This is a genomic window from Gemmatimonadota bacterium, from assembly GCA_026705765.1.
Lineage (GTDB): Bacteria > Latescibacterota > UBA2968 > UBA2968 > UBA2968 > VXRD01.
In genome coordinates this window covers 1-18736 of sequence record JAPPAB010000030.1, presented here as the reverse complement: position 1 = coordinate 18736, position 18736 = coordinate 1, and the positions used below count along the sequence as shown (strand labels likewise).

The 18736-nt window shown below is 53.1% G+C and carries 17 protein-coding genes; 6 read left to right on the top strand and 11 right to left on the bottom strand.

Features of this window, described 5'->3' with window-relative positions:
• Positions 1–349 (top strand): hypothetical protein (locus tag OXH16_04070; GenBank protein ID MCY3680547.1); only part of this gene is annotated, 349 nt, incomplete at its 5' end.
• Positions 350–351: 2 nt separating this feature from the next.
• Here the strand turns inward: OXH16_04070 and hisN are convergent.
• The gene (gene hisN / locus OXH16_04065; GenBank protein ID MCY3680546.1) at positions 352–1116 is read right to left on the bottom strand and encodes a histidinol-phosphatase; all 765 of its coding nucleotides are present in this window, start codon (positions 1114–1116) and stop codon (positions 352–354) included.
• A gap of 24 nt (positions 1117–1140) precedes the next feature.
• Here hisN and OXH16_04060 point away from each other — a divergent pair, with 24 nt between their 5' ends.
• Positions 1141–2187 (top strand): acetylxylan esterase, encoded by a 1047-nt coding sequence (locus tag OXH16_04060; GenBank protein MCY3680545.1) that lies wholly within the window; start codon positions 1141–1143, stop codon positions 2185–2187.
• Positions 2188–2190: 3 nt separating this feature from the next.
• Here the strand turns inward: OXH16_04060 and OXH16_04055 are convergent, their stop codons facing one another.
• The 6 genes from OXH16_04055 to OXH16_04030 form a co-directional block, all read right to left on the bottom strand.
• Positions 2191–3789, bottom strand: a complete 1599-nt coding sequence (locus OXH16_04055) for an arylsulfatase (GenBank protein ID MCY3680544.1) — start codon at positions 3787–3789, stop codon at positions 2191–2193.
• Positions 3786–4745: a D-2-hydroxyacid dehydrogenase gene (locus tag OXH16_04050; protein ID MCY3680543.1), complete on the bottom strand. Its 960-nt coding sequence runs from the start codon at positions 4743–4745 to the stop codon at positions 3786–3788. Before OXH16_04050 ends, OXH16_04055 begins: the two co-directional genes overlap by 4 nt.
• A gap of 133 nt (positions 4746–4878) precedes the next feature.
• The gene (locus tag OXH16_04045; GenBank protein ID MCY3680542.1) at positions 4879–6204 is read right to left on the bottom strand and encodes an ammonium transporter; all 1326 of its coding nucleotides are present in this window, start codon (positions 6202–6204) and stop codon (positions 4879–4881) included.
• 36 nt (positions 6205–6240) lie between these two features.
• Complete coding sequence (locus tag OXH16_04040; protein ID MCY3680541.1) at positions 6241–6579, bottom strand: P-II family nitrogen regulator; 339 nt, start codon at positions 6577–6579, stop codon at positions 6241–6243.
• A 148-nt stretch (positions 6580–6727) separates the two neighbouring features.
• Complete coding sequence (locus OXH16_04035; GenBank protein MCY3680540.1) at positions 6728–8056, bottom strand: ammonium transporter; 1329 nt, start codon at positions 8054–8056, stop codon at positions 6728–6730.
• Between the two features lie 26 nt (positions 8057–8082).
• On the bottom strand, positions 8083–8421 hold the full coding sequence (locus tag OXH16_04030) for a P-II family nitrogen regulator (protein MCY3680539.1): 339 nt from the start codon (positions 8419–8421) through the stop codon (positions 8083–8085).
• A gap of 175 nt (positions 8422–8596) precedes the next feature.
• On the opposite strand from OXH16_04030, the gene OXH16_04025 reads away from it, so the two are divergent.
• The 4 genes from OXH16_04025 to OXH16_04010 are packed head-to-tail and all read left to right on the top strand — an operon-like array spanning position 8597 to position 15352.
• Positions 8597–10723 (top strand): alpha-amylase family glycosyl hydrolase, encoded by a 2127-nt coding sequence (locus tag OXH16_04025; protein MCY3680538.1) that lies wholly within the window; start codon positions 8597–8599, stop codon positions 10721–10723.
• Between the two features lie 38 nt (positions 10724–10761).
• Positions 10762–12720: an alginate lyase family protein gene (locus tag OXH16_04020; GenBank protein MCY3680537.1), complete on the top strand. Its 1959-nt coding sequence runs from the start codon at positions 10762–10764 to the stop codon at positions 12718–12720.
• 20 nt (positions 12721–12740) lie between these two features.
• Complete coding sequence (locus tag OXH16_04015) at positions 12741–14264, top strand: DUF2961 domain-containing protein (protein MCY3680536.1); 1524 nt, start codon at positions 12741–12743, stop codon at positions 14262–14264.
• Positions 14265–14278: 14 nt separating this feature from the next.
• A complete protein-coding gene (locus tag OXH16_04010; protein MCY3680535.1) occupies positions 14279–15352 on the top strand; it encodes a GDSL-type esterase/lipase family protein in 1074 nt (357 codons plus the stop codon).
• Positions 15353–15433: 81 nt separating this feature from the next.
• On the opposite strand, the gene OXH16_04005 is transcribed toward OXH16_04010, so the two are convergent.
• The 4 genes from OXH16_04005 to OXH16_03990 are packed head-to-tail and all read right to left on the bottom strand — an operon-like array spanning position 15434 to position 18712.
• The gene (locus OXH16_04005; GenBank protein MCY3680534.1) at positions 15434–15796 is read right to left on the bottom strand and encodes a fumarate reductase subunit D; all 363 of its coding nucleotides are present in this window, start codon (positions 15794–15796) and stop codon (positions 15434–15436) included.
• Positions 15797–15811: 15 nt separating this feature from the next.
• A complete protein-coding gene (locus OXH16_04000; GenBank protein ID MCY3680533.1) occupies positions 15812–16246 on the bottom strand; it encodes a hypothetical protein in 435 nt (144 codons plus the stop codon).
• Complete coding sequence (locus tag OXH16_03995) at positions 16243–16995, bottom strand: succinate dehydrogenase/fumarate reductase iron-sulfur subunit (GenBank protein MCY3680532.1); 753 nt, start codon at positions 16993–16995, stop codon at positions 16243–16245. Before OXH16_03995 ends, OXH16_04000 begins: the two co-directional genes overlap by 4 nt.
• A 10-nt stretch (positions 16996–17005) precedes the next feature.
• On the bottom strand, positions 17006–18712 hold the full coding sequence (locus OXH16_03990) for an FAD-binding protein (protein MCY3680531.1): 1707 nt from the start codon (positions 18710–18712) through the stop codon (positions 17006–17008).
• Positions 18713–18736: the final 24 nt, after the last annotated feature.

Sequence of the window (18736 nt, the reverse complement as noted above, 5' to 3'; positions counted from 1 at the left end):
TGTGGATGGTTTCAGTACATGGACGGCTATCCGGTACCAGGGGATATCCGAGGTGCTCATAAGCGGTGTTGGCGGCGATGATGCAGATGCTATTCTCAATACGATTGACGGGCATATCGTAGCGGCAGGCGGCGCAGGGTTGAAAGAAAATGGGGTTTTTAACAATGCGTACATTGTGGCTGCGGAGAGTAGTGAGGCGTCGCGTGACCGGCTGACTACTTTTAATGAACAATTCTCGGGCTACTATACAGGCGTGGCGCCTTCTGGTCGAACCGCTCAATTTGTGCCGGGATTCATGCGCGAAGATTGCATCTGCGGTATTTCAAATCGTTCGATATTTGCGGGATAAAATTATTCTTTAATCAATTGCATTACTTCTTCAAATAACGCTCCGTTTGTGCTGACGGCTTCGTTGCCCCAGATGGTCGCTTCGCCACTCCACGTTGTGAATGTGCCGCCCGCTTCTTCTAAGATAGGCGCGAGGGCAGCGCAATCCCATACGCTCATAATGGGGTCGAGCATGATTTCTGCACGTCCGGTTGCGACGAGCATGTGGCCATAACAATCACCCCAGCCGCGCACGAGTTTGGCGCGTGAGCAGATCCGGTCCATGGCTTCACCCCGACCGTGTTTATGCAGAGAATCGGTCAAGATCACGGTGGCGTCCTGAATGTCCGATATGTCAGATACCCGCGTGGGGCGACCATTCCACGTACAACCCAATCCACTGGCAGCACAAATCATTTCATTGAGTGCTGGAAAATGAACGACGCCAACGGCGGGTTTGTCCTCGATCTCTACGCCGACCATTACTCCGTAGAGGGGTACGCCGTGTACGAATGATTTTGTGCCGTCAATGGGGTCTAAAATCCATCGCCGTCCGGTTGTGCCTTGTTTGTCTTCGTGCTCTTCTCCCACAATGCCGTCGTCGGGAAAACGCGCTTCTATCAATTCTCTCAATTTTGTTTCAGCTCCTTTGTCTGCGGCCGTTACAGGTGACTCATCCGCCTTTTCTTCTACTTCGACTCCGGTCTGAAAATATCGCAGTGTGATGCGTCCGGCTTGCCATGCGGCATCTGTTGCAAAATCCAGTACTTCTCGCAGTGTGTCTGCCATTTTTTTCCCTTGAAAGGTTTTAATATGGAACATCCCGAACACAGCGGTGCTGTTCGCACCTATCTCGATTCTCTTTATGCCGATGAACTGCGCTATGTCGCGTGTCGAGCAACTGATCGCGAATCTTTTTTTCAATGGCAAGAGGAGGCGCGCCCGGTGCTTCAGCATCTGTTGGGTCTCGAAAGTATTGGCGCGTCTCTGGGCGATCACACGATTCAGGTGCAACTCGGTGTAGCGCAAGATATGGGCGATTATACGTTGCAACCGGGTGTGATTACTACCGAACCGCGTTTTGGTTTGCCGTTCTGGTATCTTCAACCCAAAGGAGATGGGCCTTTCCCGCTCGCTGTTTTGCCCCATGGGCACGACAAATACGGGATGGATACGTATATTGGGAAATCGCGCGATGACGATCATCGCAAAAAGATTGAGGCCGAAGACCGAGATGTTGCTGTTCAGGCGGTTAAGCGCGGGTTTGCCGCCATTGCGCCCGCTGCACGCGGTACGAGTACTACGGCTATTCCCGATATTAACAAGCGCCACGGTGCCCGCGATTGCCGCAGCCAATTCATGCACGCTTTGCTCGCCGGGCGCACTGCGACTGGTGAGCGCGTCTGGGATGTGATGCGTCTTATTGATTGGGCACAGGATATTCCCGAGATTGATACATCTACGATTCTGGTTATGGGCAATTCGGGTGGTGGGGTGATTACCTGTTATGCCGCCGCAGTGGATCCCCGTATTACTATTGCTGTGCCGAGTTGCTCTTTTTGTACGCTTGTGGGCACCAGTGGTTTGATTCACCATTGCGATTGCAATGGCGTGCCCGGCATTTTGCGTTTTGGCGAGATCTGGGATGTTGCAGGTCTTATTGCCCCGCGCCATCTCTGTATTGTGAATGGGAAACAGGATAGGCTATTCCCCGTGCCCGAAGTCGATCGCGCGGTCCAGGGTATTGCGCGTCTCTACGAGGTCGCCGGTGTTCCCGACCACGTCGAACACCACTACGGCGCCGCGGGCCACCGCTTCTACAGCGATCTTATGTGGCCGTTTGTTGAAAAAGTGAGGTGATGCTCATTTTGTCACTTCTTGGTGGTAAGGGTGTACCTTAACCCGCACGGCCCATTCGGTCCATTCTCGTTCGAGTGATTTTACCAATTCGGGATGTTCTGCTGATAGATCGCTGGTTTCACAGCGGTCTTTTTCCATGTCGTAGAGTTCCCAATTTTTGTTGGGATATCGAGTGTTGCCTTTCAGCAATTTCCATTTTCCCCTGCGTATGGCACTGGCTTCAAAGTGATCGAAACACAGGCTGCGTTCGGGCAGGCTGTGTGCGTTGAATAGGGGTACGAGGCTCGTCCCTTCTTGCGGGTGAATGCGTTCCCCATTGTGTGTTTCGGGATATTCAGTTCCGGTAATTTCGCATATAGTCGGCATGATGTCAAACAGGTGCATGGGAGTGCGAACCCAGCGGTCGGGTTGCGCAATCCCTTCGGGCCAGTGGGCGATGAATGGGCTACAATTTCCGCCTTCGTGGTTGTAGTGTTTGTACATGCGCAACGGGGTGTTGCTCAGGCACGACCACGCGCTGCCCACAGAGTGATACGTGCCCGGTCCACCGATTTTTTTGAGTTCTTCGCCCGTGTGGAGATGGGTGACGCCCAATCTGCTGCGTTCGTCAAATCCAAAAGGTCCCCATTCGTAACACGCGCCATTGTCGCTTGTAAACAGGATGAGTGTGTTGTCCAGTTCTCCTGTTTCTTCCAGGCGGTCAATGATTCTGCCTATGCCGCGATCGATATGTTCGATCATGGCGGCAAAGACCGCCATGCGGTAGGCGAGGTCTTCCTGTCGGTCCTGGGGGAGATCCTCCCAAGCGGGATTCTGTTTGCCGCTGTACCCATTTGCGATGGCATCATTTTCTTCGATGGGGACAATTGAACGCGGTGTGAATTGCCAGTTTTCTGTTGCCAGGCCGGATTCTTGCTGGCGTGCGTAGCGTTCACGGCGCAAGACATCCCAACCGCGACGGTAAATATCGAGATATGCATCGCGGGTTTCCGCTGGGGCATGTAAGGGAAAATGGGGGGCTGAGTGAGCGAAGTAGAGGAAATAGGGGTTGTCTTTTTGTTGCGCCTGGTCGATAAATTCTACGGCGTAATCGTTGAATGCTTCTGTTGCGTAGTATGCATCGTCATGAAAAGAAAGTTCGGGTGTTCGAGTTTCGGGATAGCGATGATAATAAGACGGATCCCATTGCGGTGCGCTGTGACCTTTGATGAATCCGTAGTATTCGTCAAATCCCCGGTCTTTTGGGTTCACTTGATCGCCAACGTGCCATTTTCCCACGCCATAGGTGCTGTAGCCCGCGGTTTTGAGGGCTTCTGCCAGTGTCACGCAGTTGTTGTTTAACCGACCCAAATAGGCCGGTCCCCATTCGGCGGTTCGATCAGGTCCCGTAAAATTGGCGATGCCAGCCTGATGGGAATACAGTCCTGTGAGCAGCGAAGCCCGCGAGGGACAACAGCGGGCAGAGTTGTAACTTTGCGTGAATCGCAGGCCATTTGCCGACAGGCGATCCAGGTTGGGCGTTCGGATCTCGCCACCATAAGAGCCGAGATCCGAATAGCCCATGTCATCTACGAGAATGACGATGATATTGGGTTTTTTCATTTGACGCGCCGGTCCCGTTTTGGATATCCGAGGGATTTGTCAACTTCGTTGAAGAGCGGTTCGCCAGCCTGATAGCGTTTCAGGTTTTGGCAGAAGAATCCAATGGTTCGGTTGTGTCGATTGGGAGATCCGCCGGCAGCGTGTGGGGTGATGATGACATTTTCCATGTCCCAGAGCGGGCTGTCAGGAGACAGGGGTTCTTTTTCAAATACGTCCAGGCCAGCACCGGCGATTTCGCCGTTTTTGAGGCCTTCGGCCAGAGCGGCTTCATCGACGATGGGACCGCGTGCAGTGTTGACCAGAAAGGCGGTGTTTTTCATCAGGCTCAGGGTGCGGGCATTGATGAGTTTTTCGGTTTCGGGCGTGTACGGCACGGCGATAAATACGACATCGGCTATTTGCAGACCTTCGTCCAGACGGTCCATGTCCCAGATCGCTTCGACGTAATCGGGTTTGTCTCCGCCCTGGATATCCAGCGCAATCAGACGCGCGTCATAGCCCTGGGCGAGTTGTGCATAGTATTGACCAATGCCGCCAAATCCGACGATGAGAATGGTGGCTTCCAATAAGTCGGCGAGTGGTGGGCGCGTCCAGGCATGGTCGAGTTGATGGCGAAAAGAAACGTGTAGCCCGCGCGTGAGGGCGGTGGTGAGTGCCCAGGCGTGTTCGGCGACCTGAACGGCATGGACGCCGCTGGCATTGCATATTGTGATGTCGCTGTTGGCGACTTCGGGGATCAGGGCTTTGTCCATGCCGGCGCTGGTGGATTGAATCCATTTGAGATTGGGGGCTGCATTGACAATTTCAGATGAAAAATTTCCAAATATGATTTCGGCATCTGCGACAGTTTCGATGATATTGTGATTATCTGCCATGACAACTTCGGCGTTGGGAGCCGTGTCTCGAACTTGTTGGCAAAGGTCTTCATCGACAGGGGGGTGTAAAACAATTTTCATCTTTGTTCCTTTCTGTGGTGGATTATGACTGTTGTCGGTGAGAAAATAAAGGTGTCTGGAAAATAATTGCAACAAGAAAAAAAGCGGGTACAATGTGCCCGCTTTTTTTCTTGTCCGCTTTGTCAAGCGGATATTAATAATTGTAGCCGCGCTCGTCGTGGAGGGCAATATCGAGTCCTCCGGTTTCTTCTTCTTGCGAGACGCGCAGGCCAACGGCGGCGTCAACGATTTTGAGCAGGATGAAGGATACCACGCCGCAATAGACGATGGTGATAATGACCGCGATCAGTTGCGCGGTGAATTGACTGCCCATGGTCATGCCTTCGGCCAATCCCTGACCGCCCAGACTTTTGACGACAAAAATACCGCATAGCAGGGTGCCAATAATGCCGCCCACACCGTGGACGCCAAAGACGTCGAGGGAGTCGTCGTAGCCCAATTTGCGTTTGAGTGTGGTGGATGCCCAAAAGCAAATCGCACCGGCAGCAAGGCCGATGACAATTGCGCCTAGGGGACCTACGCTGCCCGAAGCTGGTGTAATGGCGCCCAATCCGGCGATGGTGCCTGTAACCGCACCTAAAATACTGGGTTTGCCGTTTTTAATCCATTCGATAAACATCCAGGTGGAGGTGGCGACTGCGGCAGATATCTGCGTGACGAGCATGGCCATGCCTGCGGCGCCGTCGGCAGCGACGGCACTTCCGGCATTAAAGCCGAACCAGCCGACCCACAGCATGGATGCGCCAACGACCGTAAGGCTGAGGCTGTGAGGCAATATTTGTGCGTCGGGATAGCCCTGGCGTTTGCCAATGACAATACACGCGACGAGTGCTGCGACACCCGCGTTGATGTGTACAACAAGCCCACCCGCAAAGTCGAGTACACCCATGTCGCCAAAGAAGGAACCATCACCACCCCATGTCATGTGGCAGATGGGCGCGTAAACAACAATGCTCCAGAGTACGGAGAATAAGAGTACGGCTGAAAATTTCATGCGTTCGGCAAAAGCTCCGACGATGAGCGCAGGTGTGATGATGAAGAAGGTCATTTGAAAGGTGATGAAGACCGTTTCTGGAATTGTACCAGATAGGCTATCGGCTGTCACACCGGATAAGAACGCGGTGCCCAGACCACCGATGAAGGAGTTGAGATTCGTGGTACCTGCTGTCATGCCATTGGTGTTGAAGGCGAGACTATAGCCGATGATGACCCAGACGACGCTCAATATTGCGGTGAGCGCGAAGCACTGCATGAGGACGGAGAGTACGTTTTTGGCGCGTACGAGGCCGCCGTAAAAGAGGGCGAGACCGGGGATGGTCATAAATAGTACCAGGGCAGTTGAGGTGAGTAGCCAGGCTGTGTCACTGCCGTTGAGTTGTTCGTGTGCGTCGGCAAGCGCGAGGTCTGGCAGTCCTAAGACGAGCATGAGGCTTGCAAAGATGTAAGAGTGGCGTTTCATATTTGTGTTCCCTCCAGAGTTTTTCATTTTGTGGTTCTAAAGTGCGTCGGGTCCAGTTTCGCCCGTTCGAATGCGAACAGCTTGTCCCAAGTCTGTGACAAAGATCTTCCCATCACCTACATTGCCGGTTTTGGCTGCATGCTCTATCGCGTCAATGGCGCGATCAGTCTCATCGTCATTGATGGCGATCTCCAGCTTGACTTTGGGCAGAAAATCGACGATGTATTCGGCACCGCGATAGACTTCTCTGTGTCCTCTCTGGCGTCCAAAGCCGCGCGCTTCGGTGACGGTCATGCCCTGGATGCCGATGTCGCCGAGTGCTGCGCGCACATCGTCCAGCTTGTGGGGCTGGATGACTGCTGTGATGAGTTTCATACTGTACTCCTCCTTCATAAGGTGTGTGGTCGGGATCGCTTTTCGATCCATTCCGAGGTCGTGTATTATAAAACCCGATTTTTGAATTACAAAGAAAAAAAAAAGAGCGGACACAGTGTGCCCGCTCTTTTGGCTTAGCTGAGAGTTTTTAATAGTTGTAACCTCGCTCGTCGTGGAGCGAGATATCGAGTCCTTCGGTTTCTTCGTCTTGCGAGACGCGCAGGCCAATAATGGCATCGACGATTTTGAGCAAGATGAAGGATAAGACGCCGCAATAGACAATGGTGAAGACGACGCCGATGAGTTGTACGACGAATTGTCCGCCGATAGAATCGGCACTGAGTCCCTGGCCACCGAGGCTTTCAGCGGCAAAGATGCCCGTAAGGAGCGCACCCACAATACCGCCTATGCCGTGAACACCGAAAGCGTCGAGGGAGTCGTCATAACCCAATGCGCGCTTGAGGCTGGTGGCTGCCCAGAAGCAGAGGACGCCAGATGCCAGGCCAACGACTATCGCGCCCATCGGTCCTACGCTGCCCGAAGCAGGGGTGATGGCGACGAGACCGGCGACAGCACCCGTGACTGCACCGAGAATACTGGGTTTGCCGAGTTTGATCCATTCGGCGGCTATCCAGCCCAATGTTGCAGATGCGGTGGCGATCTGTGTGACGAGCATGGCCATGCCTGCAGAACCATTAGCACCAGCAGCACTTCCAGCATTAAAGCCGAACCAGCCGACCCACAGCATGGACGCGCCTATAACGGTGATTGTCAGGCTGTGAGGGGCCATGAGCGTGTCGGGATAGCCCTGGCGTTTGCCAATGACAATACACGCGACAAGTGCTGCGATACCCGCGTTGATGTGTACAACCGTGCCGCCTGCAAAGTCGAGTACGCCCATATCCCAAAAAAAGGCACCGTCACCGCTCCAGGCCATGTGGCAGATAGGTGCATAGACGACGATGGACCAGAGGATTGAGAACACAATCATGGCCGAGAATTTCATGCGCTCTGCAAAAGCACCGACAATGAGGGCGGGAGTGATGATGGCAAAGGTCATCTGGAAGGTGATCCAAACAGTTTCGGGAATGGTGCCAGACAGGCTGCTGGCGGTTACGCCGGATAAGAACATAGTGCCTAAACCGCCGACAAAGGAGTTTATGTTGGTCGTACCGGCTTCCATGCCATCCGTGTTAAAGGCGAGACTATAGCCGATGATGACCCAGACCAGGGTCATGATGGCGGTGAGGGCGAAACACTGCATGAGAACGGACAAAACATTTTTGGTGCGTACGAGACCGCCGTAAAAGAGGGCGAGGCCGGGGATGGTCATAAATAGCACCAGGGCTGTTGAGGTGAGCATCCAGGCTGTGTCGCCTGAGTTGGGTTCGTGTGCGTCGGCAAGCGCGATGTTGGGCAAGGCCAGCAACAATGCCAGGCCGATGAGCAGGGTAAAGATGTTATGGCGTTTAATCATTGTATTCTCCTGAGATTATGATTGTGTTACAGCGCATCGGGTCCGGTTTCGCCCGTTCGAATGCGAACAGCTTGTCCTAAGTCTGTGACAAAGATCTTCCCATCACCTACATTGCCGGTTTTGGCCGCATTCTCTATCGCGTCAATGGCGCGATCAGTCTCATCGTCATTGACGGCGATCTCCAGCTTGACTTTGGGCAGAAAATCGACGATGTATTCGGCACCGCGATAGACTTCTCTGTGTCCTCTCTGGCGTCCAAAGCCGCGCGCTTCGGTGACGGTCATGCCCTGGATGCCGATGTCGCCGAGTGCTGCGCGCACATCGTCCAGCTTGTGGGGCTGGATGACTGCTGTGATGAGTTTCATACTGAATTCCTCCCTGAGGTAGTTGGGGTGGCGTAAACTGACGGTTGAATATATTAGGCGTATATTTCTTTCCCGTTTCTTATCTGTTAAATGTGTATTACATATCGGTACGTTTATTGAGATTTACCCTCAAACTTTCGTATATTGTCCGGAGTGCATTTTACAGGGAGGCGATGTGGATAAGCGTTTGGAATTTAAATACAAATTGCACGAGCGATATGCTGTTCAGGCGTATGACAATGCGGATGTCTGGGCCGGGAATCTGACGGTTGAGTTGGATGGTATTCGATATGATTCAGTGATGGCTCGGGCATTTTTGATGCCTGATAGTGCAGTAGAAGCGCGTGTTCGAGCTGAGTTATTTGTTGCGGATATCGATTTGGCTACTTGTCGTACGGGTGATGTAGAAGCGCGTGTGTGGACCGATGTGAATGATCGCGGCTTTGTAGATGAGCGAGGTGAGTTTCGCACAGGTACGGGCTTTTATGTTTCTATGCGTATGATTGTGGATGGGGTAGGGCAACCCGTTCTTTCGGGGAATAATCTGGTTTTCGAATCGGATGTGATTCAGATCGATCAGACGGGTGTTTTTCACTATACGGTCGAGTTTTCGGCTGATGATAAGGCAGTGTCTGACGCTTCAAAGGCGTGGATTTCGGTTAATGATATTGCACTGAATCGAGATGGGGTAATCGCGATCAGCCCCGAACAGGTTCGCCGTTGTTTTTCAATTACCGAAGTCTGTGTGCGAAAAGTTGGCGCGCGTCTGGATGCAGATGGGCAATTTGTGAGTGGTACATTTTGCGATGTGACATTGCGCCTTGGAGAGATGCAGACAGATGTGGTGTATTTGCTCCCTTTTTTTGAACCTGGATTTGGAGATTTGCATACGGGACAGGATGTGCGCAAAGGCGCGCTGGGCAGTGTTTATGCCGTGCGGGATTTTTTTCGGATTGACCCCGCTCTGGTCACGTCGCCAGAAGAAGTGGATTTTCTTGCACTGGTGTCGGATGGGTTGATTACCGACTTGGATTTGCAGACACTATTGCACGAGCGACAGTTGTCGAGGTTGCGTAAGGTCGATGATTTTAACAATTTCCGCACATTCAAAGAATTGGTTGATTGGGTTGGGCGCGATACGCTGATACAGGTGATTGGGCGTGCGGAATTGCGCGCGATAGCGCGGCGGGCACACGCGCTGGACAAGCAGGTGATTTTCGATCTGGTGTTGATGCAGACCAGCCGCGATTGTCCGTTGATTGAACAATATCCCGACTGGTATGTGATGGATGAGCAGGGACAGCCAAAAATTCATCAGATTGCATGGCTGGTGTATTCGGATGTGGCGTTGCTCGACTTGCCTTTTAACAGGCCCTTGCAAAATTATCTGTCGGGAATCGCGCCTTTTTGGATGCGTACCTGTGATCTGGATGGGGTGCGTATTGATGCGAGCCAAACTGTGGATCGGCCATTTTTGAAGCAGATTAAAAACCGGATCAATGCGGTTAAGCCCGATGCGCTCGTTTTGGGCGAAACTCTGTGCGAGTTAGGTGAGGCAGTGGATATTCCGGTGGATATGATTTATGCATTGCTGGTGGATTTTCATCGGGATGCGGAATACGGAAATCAGTATGCCGATTTTTTAGAGCGCACTTCTGGCACGTTTGCACCTCGCACTGTGGCAATGGCCTATTTTGAGAATCACGATAGCCCGCGCGCGACAAAGATCTGGCGGGATCGCTATCAATCCCGGACGTTGGCACTGCTGCGCAATATCCAGTGTTCGCTGATCAATGCGACGGCGGGTACGGCACATTATGTGAATTTGGCGTATGCTTTAGAGTGGGGTTCAGAATGGGGCGAGGAGGCGCGTACTGATTTTGAAGCATCTACATTGTTGCATCCCGAGTGGGCAGAGCGAGAGCCCCATTCCCAGCTTGTTGCCGCTTATGAGGCTTTGCACGAGTTTGTGAGCCAGCGGTCTGAGTTGCAAACCGGGCATGTTTATTTTCACCGCAATATCGATTCTGAAGACCGCGTTTTTGCCTATACGCGCTATAACCAGCATTCGGGATTGCTGGTGGCGCACAATCTGGATGCGCGTTTTGTTAGAGCGGTTGTCTGTCCAATTCATCTTTTGCCAGATGTTTCGCTATTGCGTATAGACCGGGTCCCCGCGTACGATACTTATGAATTTTTTGATGGCTCGGATTTTGATTGCATCGCGTTGACAGACGAAGGTGTGTCGATGAGATTGAAACCTCTTCAGAGTGTGGTGATAAAGTTGGTTTTTAGAAGCTAAGAATAAGATGGCGAGTTCAATAATTGGGAGGTATGGCTATGAGTTCAGTAGTGGAGTATCCAGCAGGTGCAGATCAAATTGATCACGAGATGCCTTTGGAGTCGTTTGACCCAGGGCGAATTTTGGAAAAATTAGACCTGACGGGTTTAGAGGCGGCAAAACGGGCTGCAGATGCCGGGGATCGAAGTGGCGCACTTATAGTATTGCGCGATTATTATCGGGCGAAATATCCACTGGATGAGGTGTCTGGAGAAGGCGATTTTACAACTGCCGACAAAATTTGTCAGCGCATTATTCAGTGGGGGCCTTATGAAGAGGCGCGTTATGGCGATGATTTTGACTGGGAATGGGATCCCCGCGGCGATATTGAATGGGTTGCGGCTGTGTATCGCTTTTATTGGGCTGCACCGCTCGTACAGGCTTATGTTGCGACGCGCGATGAAAAATACGCCCGAACATTTGTGGAGCTGACGACGGATTGGATTTCTAAACATTCGCTGGAAAATCACACCCAAACCCATTCCGTTTATACGTACTGGAAGGGGTTTGTCTGGCTGGATATTCAGACGGGTATTCGGGCGACGAATATCTGTTCGGCATTTCGCAGTTTGGTTCATGCCGAGGCATTTACGCCCGAGTTTCTCGGTCTGTTGCTGGCAAGTCTGTACGATCATCAGGTTAAGACAAAGCTGATTCCGATGGGGTTGGTTCACAATAAGGCCGTGTTTGAACAGCGGGGGTTTATCAATATTGCCTATACGTTCCGCGAGTTTGCGGAGTCGCGTGAATGGATGGCGTTGGCACTGGCGCGCGTTGAAGAGAATTTTTTGGCGCAGACAACAACAGATGGCGTTCAGCGAGAGTGGTCTTTTGGGTATCATACGGGGGTGTTGCGGGATGCTGTGGAGATTTTTGGACGCATGGATACCTTTGGCATTGAGATTTCAGAGGCGTTTCGAGAGCGCGTGCGGTTGATGTACGACTATATTTTCTGGATTGCGTCGCCCGATCTGGGTCCGCCGATGTTTGGCGATGGGTCGCGTTCGTTAAAGGAAACGGATGATCGCTCAAAGTGGGATCTTTATGACGCACTTGTCGAGGCTACGGAATTGCTGGGTGATCCCAAATACGTTGCGCGGGCGACTCTGGATCGCGAATTTTTGCCCGAGCAAAAGAGTCGAGCATTTCAAGAGGCGGGTTTGTATGTGATGCGCGACGATTGGGGACCCGATCAGATTCACCTGGCGCTGCACTGTTCGCCGCCCGCTATTTCGAGTCACGATCAACCGGATAATGGGACGTTTGAATTGTACGCTTATGGGCGCTGGTTGATGTCTGATACGGGTTTTTACACTTATGGTCACGATGCAGAAGGCCGTGCGTGGCATCGGCAGACGACAGTGCATCAGACTTTGACACTGGACGGTGGTGATACGTCCGATGATGGGCGGCATTTATTGTGGGTGTCAGAAGGGGCTAATAGCGATGTGCTGGTGGTGGAGAATGGGTCGTATCCGGGATTAGTTCACCGCCGTTCGGTGTGGTTTGTCAATCGGCAGTTTTTCGCGTTTTTGGACGAGGCGATTGGCGATGTTCCCGGTCAACTGGATTTGCATTTCCAATTTGCACCGGGCGATGTGGTGTTTGATGAGGCGGGAAAGCGCGCTTTTACGCAATTTGACGATGCTAATGTGGTGGTGCAGGCTGGTGCAAATTGCGCGGTATCTATGGCGGAAGAAGAGGGATGGTTTGCATGGACTTATGGTTCGCGTGTGCCGCGCAAAGCATTTCGTTTTGCGCTGAACGAGCAGGCGCCCACGGCGTTTTTGACTCTGGTTGTGCCCTATCGCGGGACAGATGTTCCCGGCGTTTCAGCCGAATTGTCCGATGTATTTCACGCTGGGGATGACCGCGCTGAATTGGCTGTTGAGGCTTTTGAAAAAACATGGACGCTTGGACGAGATCTATCTTCGGGCGAGGCATGGGTGCGAAGTTGATTCGTAGAATGGAGCCTGCTATGGATTTACAACTCCCTGAAGTTGGTATCCCCGACCGCGTCAGTATGACCGGCCCTTTGCTGGCGAACCAAAAAGCCGTCTATGCCGAACTCGATGGGCCAGGCTGTATTCAGCACCTTTGGGTCGTACTGTCGCGGCCAGAGCGCATACCCATGACCAGCCGCAAAGTGCTTATTCGCATCTATTTTGATGATGAGCCGATCCCTTATGTTGAGGCGCCTGTCGGTGACTTTTTTGGGGTCATGCATGGCCAGGGCTGGTATCCGATAGACACCCACTTCCTGTCGGTCAAGGCCTGGATTGGCTACAACTGCTACTTCCAGATGCCCTTCGCCCGATCCGCCCGGGTTGAGTTTGAAGCCGGACCTGAAGATAACCGCGCCTACCTGCAGGTGGATTGGCACCGCTACCCCAATCAGACGCTGAGTGAAAGGCGACGTTTCTGTGCCCGCTGGCGGCGAGAGATGCCGACCCAGCGCTACGGTGAAGATTTCCTGATGCTGGATGCCGACGGGCCGGGAGAGTTGTTGGGTTTTGTGTACGGCGTGCGTTTGCTCGATGATGTCGATCGCTGGAGCCACGGCGGGGCTGAAAATATCTACATCGATGGAGAGGGAGAACACCCGGCCTTTTTGCGCGGCATTGGGGGCGAGGATACCTTTGGGGCTGGCTATGGGGGAGCTTTGCATCCGCCTGAAACCCATCACTACGCCGCAATGCCTTACTATGTGCATGAGGATGTGGGACAGGCGCGTCCAGCGCAACGGTTGGTGGGCTACCGCTTCTTCGAAAAGGACGCACTTCCCTTCCAGCAATCGATTCACATGCGCTTCGGGTGTATGGCAAACGATATCTGCTCTACCGTCTATTGGTACCAGCAGGACGCCGTGCGACCATTCTTCGCCGTGCCCGATTGGTCACAGTTGCTGCCCGGTGTCGAACTGCCGCGCGGCACCCATGATCTGCCGCTGCCACCCAGCGGCGAATGGTGGCTATGTGGTCCTTTCGCCAATCACAACGGTCAAGCGATGGAAACGACCTTACCCCCGGAGACGGCCTTTCAGATAGAAGCGACGTTTGATGGTTTGCACGGTGAAGAGTCGGCCTGGTTGACCGCTGGCTCACGACAACAGGGACGGGACGTAGCGCGTTGGGTCAAACGCGCCGCCCACCACGGATTTGTCGATTTTAACCACGTGTTTCGACCCTGGGGCCCGGGTGTGGGCAATACCGATGTGGGCGCAGCGCTTGCCCACTGCGTCTTACATGCACCTGCGGATATGACGGCAAACCTGCGTGTGGCCTGGGATGATGACTTGATTCTGCGCGTAAACGATGAGGTTTTCGATTTGGGGCACCACTACGCTTTTCGAGCCCAGAGTATTCCGGTGACGCTTCGGGCAGGTGCCAATTCCATCGTGCTCAAGCTCAGTAATGACCGGGGCTCCAATCACGGCGGCTGGGCGTTCGCTTTCCGGGCTACAACAGCCGATGGAGCTGTTCTGGTTCCCCAGGTAGCGTAAACAGGAGGTTTTTTATGATTCACGACAATGTCGAATTTCACAATGTAGCTGAGTTGCGAGAAGTTGAGGGGAGAGATGGACTTAGGGTGCAACGCGTGCCCGAAGATGTGCGGTTGTGTTTGAATGCGGGTGCCCAGGAACGCATGTTGAGTCCGGCGGGGTCGGAGATCCGTTTTGTGAGCGCGGGCAATAAGGTCAATGTGACGCTGTCCAGCCCGGGCGGATCGGCTGAAGTGATTCCGTTTTTTGGCCCTTTTCAGGGGAAAGAGCGTTTTCAAATTGGGCAGGAGCCAAGGACGCTGGAATTGACCTATCCCGCGAGATTAAAGACGATTGAATCTGAAGCGGTGCGGGATTTGCCTTTTTCGCGCGATGTGTGGCGGTTGGTCTTGAGAAATACCAGTTTGCACTATCACAGTATCGAGGGCGAAGGGCTGCGTCCACCCACGGTTGACGAGTTGCCAAAGCGGCGGTATTTGAGCTATGGCACGTCGATTACACACGGGGCGTCGGCTACGGCGATGCATTTGACCTATGTGAGTCAGGTGGCGTGGCGTTTGGGTGCGGATTTGATCAATTTGGGCGTGGGGGGATCGGCTTATTGCGAGCGCGAATTGGCAGATTATATCGCTGCGCGCGACGATTGGGATGTGGCGACGCTGGCTTTGTCGGTCAATATGATGGGTGCGGGATTTTCTCTGTCGGAATTTTCCGAGCGCGTGACGTATATGGTAAATGCGGTTGCAGGTGCGAATCCCGACCGGCCCGTGGGGTGTATTACGATTTATCCGCATTTTAGAGAATTTTGTGGCGATGCCGAAGAACGCGAAAGGACGGCGGCTTTCAGGCAGGCATTGCGAGATGCGGTGGATAGTTGTCCCCATGAAAATGCACATTTGATTGAGGGAACAGACATGTTGCGCAATATCGGTGGGTTGACGGTGGATTTGATTCATCCAGGGGACCACGGGATGATCGAGATGGGAGAGCGCGTTGCGGGGCGGTTGAAGCCTCTGTTAGATCGCGATGAGAGGGACGGGACCGTTAGAAAGGTCAGGAAGATTAGAAGGATAAAGAAGACAAAATAGAAATCGGTTTTTTGCTGTAAAATACAAGCTCGGATGAATTTTGAAGAAGTTCATCCGAGTTTTTTATTTTTTGGAGATGGCTTAGAGCAATATCCACAAGATGTAGAGGACTACCGCTGTGCCCAATAGTGCGCCGCCATAACAGAGAAAGGGCAGGATTTTGGCGAGGCTGTGCAATCCGATTTCAGCGAGGGTGAAGCGGATTCGGTGAGCCGCGTGGTAGAGTGGGAAGATGAGCAGGACGCAGAGATAGACTTTGACTATCGGATTTTGGAGCAGTCCGGTCAGGCGTTCATGTGACATGAGTTCGGCGTCTATAAGTCCCAAATGTATGGCGATGCCGCCCAGAAAAATGTGGATGGGTATGAGGAGTGCGGCAATAACACCGCCTTGCGAGAACATGCCCCACCAGAAGGGTTCGCTTTTGTGTTCTTTGTAATTCACGGCGATATCCTCGGTCTATAGAGTTATGAACAGATAGGCGATGACGATTGTTGCAACTATCCAGGCGCCGTAAGACCCCAGTGCGATAATAATGGGTGGCAGGGTCTTTGTGCCAATTTTGACGAGGCCACGTCCAGCTGCCTGCATTTTGGTCGTTAGACCCAACCAGGTCCAGCTGTGGTACATGGCAAAGAGCAAGGCGATGACGTGAAATGCGATCCAGGGACCTGAGCTTAGAGTTTCGCGGAAGGCTGCGTGTGCGTCTGGCCCTTTTGTTAAAAGAAAAATTTCGTAGATAAAGAGCACGACGTACAGGGCGACGAATACGCTTGTGAGTTCGCGGAGCAAGAACATGAAATATCTGCGATTAAAATGTCCGCGGTCGCGCAGCCACCAGGCTTTGGATATGGGGCGCGTATAGGTTTTGGTCGTTTCGGAGTCGAGCATCATTTTTTGGTTCCCCAGGGCATGACAAGCGATTTCATGCGGTTGGTTGTGGTTGCCACTTTGGTCTGTTGAATGGCTTCTGCGGGATCGACGTGTTTGGGACAAACGACGGAGCATTCACCGACATACGTGCATTCCCAGATGCCTTCTTTGCTGGCGATGACGTGTTGACGCTGTTGATTGCCTTCATCCCGGGAATCGAGGTTGTAGCGGTGTCCCAGGGCAATTGCGGCCGGACCGACGAAGTCGTGTTCGAGGCCATAGACTGGACAGGCCGCGTAACAGAGCATGCAGTTGATGCACTGGCTGAATTGCTTGTAATCTTTGAGCTGATCTGGCGTCTGGAGGTATTCCCCTTCGGATACGGGTTTTTCTTCTTCTCGAATGATCCAGGGTTTGACCGCTTTGAGTTTGTCCATAAAGTCGGTCATGTCGGTGACGAGATCGCGCACTATGGGGAAGTTGACCAGGGGCTCCACGCGCACTTCGCTGGGATAATAGTCGCGCAACATCGCGGCGCAGGTGAGTTTGGGTTCGCCATTGACCATCATGCCGCAACTGCCGCATACGCCCATTCGGCAAGACCAGCGGAATGAGAGCGTGCCGTCGATGTGGTCTTTGATGTGGTTGAGCGCGTCGAGAACGACCCAGTCGTCGCGAAATTCAACTTCGTAAGTCTGTTCGGTTGGCGCGTCCTCTTCTTCGGGACGATAGCGCAATACCGTGATTTTTATGGTTCTGTGATCGCTCATAAATTTTCCTTTAATAGGTTCGTTCTTCGGGTTCCCAGCGCGTGAGTGTTACGGGCAGGTACTCGATGCGGGGGTCGCCATCGGTTTGATAGGCCAGAGAGTGTGTGAGGAAGTTTTCGTCGTCGCGCTCTTCATAGTCTGATCGCGCGTGAGAGCCTCGAGATTCTCGTCGCAAGAGGGCCGAGTGTGCGAGCCCTTCGGCGACGTCGAGCATGTAACCCAGTTCGAGGGCGTTGACGAGGTCGGTATTGAAGACGCGCGAGTGGTCGTCTATGCCGATATTTTCATAGCGTTCTTTTAGGGTGCGAATGGTGTCACATGTGGTTTGGAGTGCGTCTTCGGTTCGGAAGATGCCTGCGCCTTCTTCCATGGTTTTGCGGAGGTCATCGCGGATATTGGCCACGCGCTCTTTGCCGTTGTTGCCAAAGAATTGGGTTTCAATGCGTTTTTGTTCGTCTTGCGCCATTTTGGCCATTGAGGCCGAATCTGCAAAGTCGATGTCGGCGGCGTGTTGCGCGGCGACCTGGCCTGCGCGCGCGCCAAAGACGAGGCATTCGCTCAGTGAGTTGGATCCCAGGCGATTGGCGCCATTGAGGCTGACACAAGCCGCTTCGCCTGCGGCATAAAGACCGGGGATGGGTGTTTCGCCATTGATGTCGGTATGTACGCCGCCCATGCAGTAGTGAACGACCGGACGCACGGGGATGGGTTCGTGAACCGGATCAATGCCGACGTAATTGCGGGTGAGTTCGCGGACGAAGGGCAGTCTTTCGTCGATGATTTTTTCACCCAGGTGTCGAAGGTCGAGGTGTACGTAGCTGCCATCGGGACCTTCAAAGACGTTGCCCTTGTGCTGTTCGTGAATAAAGGAGCGAGATAAGATGTCGCGCGGACCGAGTTCCATTTTGCCGGGCACGTATTCGCTGAGGTAGCGTTCGCCCTGGCTGTTGACGAGGTGGCCGCCTTCGCCCCGCGAGGCTTCGGTCATTAAGATACCCGTGCCGGGCAAGCCCGTGGGATGATATTGTACAAATTCGAGGTCTTTTAGGGGACAGCCAATGCGGTAGGCCAGAGCCATTCCGTCGCCGTTTTTGATGGCGGCATTGGTGGTAAATGGAAAAATTTTGCCCGCGCCACCCGTGCATATAATGACGGATTTTGCGCCAATGGCGTGAATATTGCCGGATCGGATGTTGAGCGCAGTGACGCCGCATACCCTGCCATCTTCGACGAGTAACGAGGTGACAAACCATTCGTCGTATCGGGTAATGGCGTCGTATTTGAGAGATGTTTGAAAGAGGGCGTGCAGCATGTGGAAGCCGGTTTTGTCGGCGGCATAGAGCGTGCGTTTGACACTCATGCCACCAAATGCGCGAACGCTTACGCGACCGTCTTCGTCGCGGCTCCAGGGGCACCCCCAATGTTCTAGTTGGATGACTTCATCAACGGCTTCTTTGACAAAGGCTTCTACCACATCCTGATCGCCGAGGTAGTCGCTGCCTTTAATGGTGTCATAAGCATGCAGGTCCAGGTTGTCGTCTTCGCGCAGGACCGCTGCCGTACCACCTTCGGCAGAGACGGTGTGACTTCGCATGGGATAAACTTTGGAGACTACGCCAATATCTGCGCCTTGATATGTTTCAGATGCGGCGATTGCAGCACGCAGGCCCGCACCCCCTCCACCTACTAAGAGCACATCGTGCTTGGGGATGTTCATGAATACCTCATTTAAATGAAATTG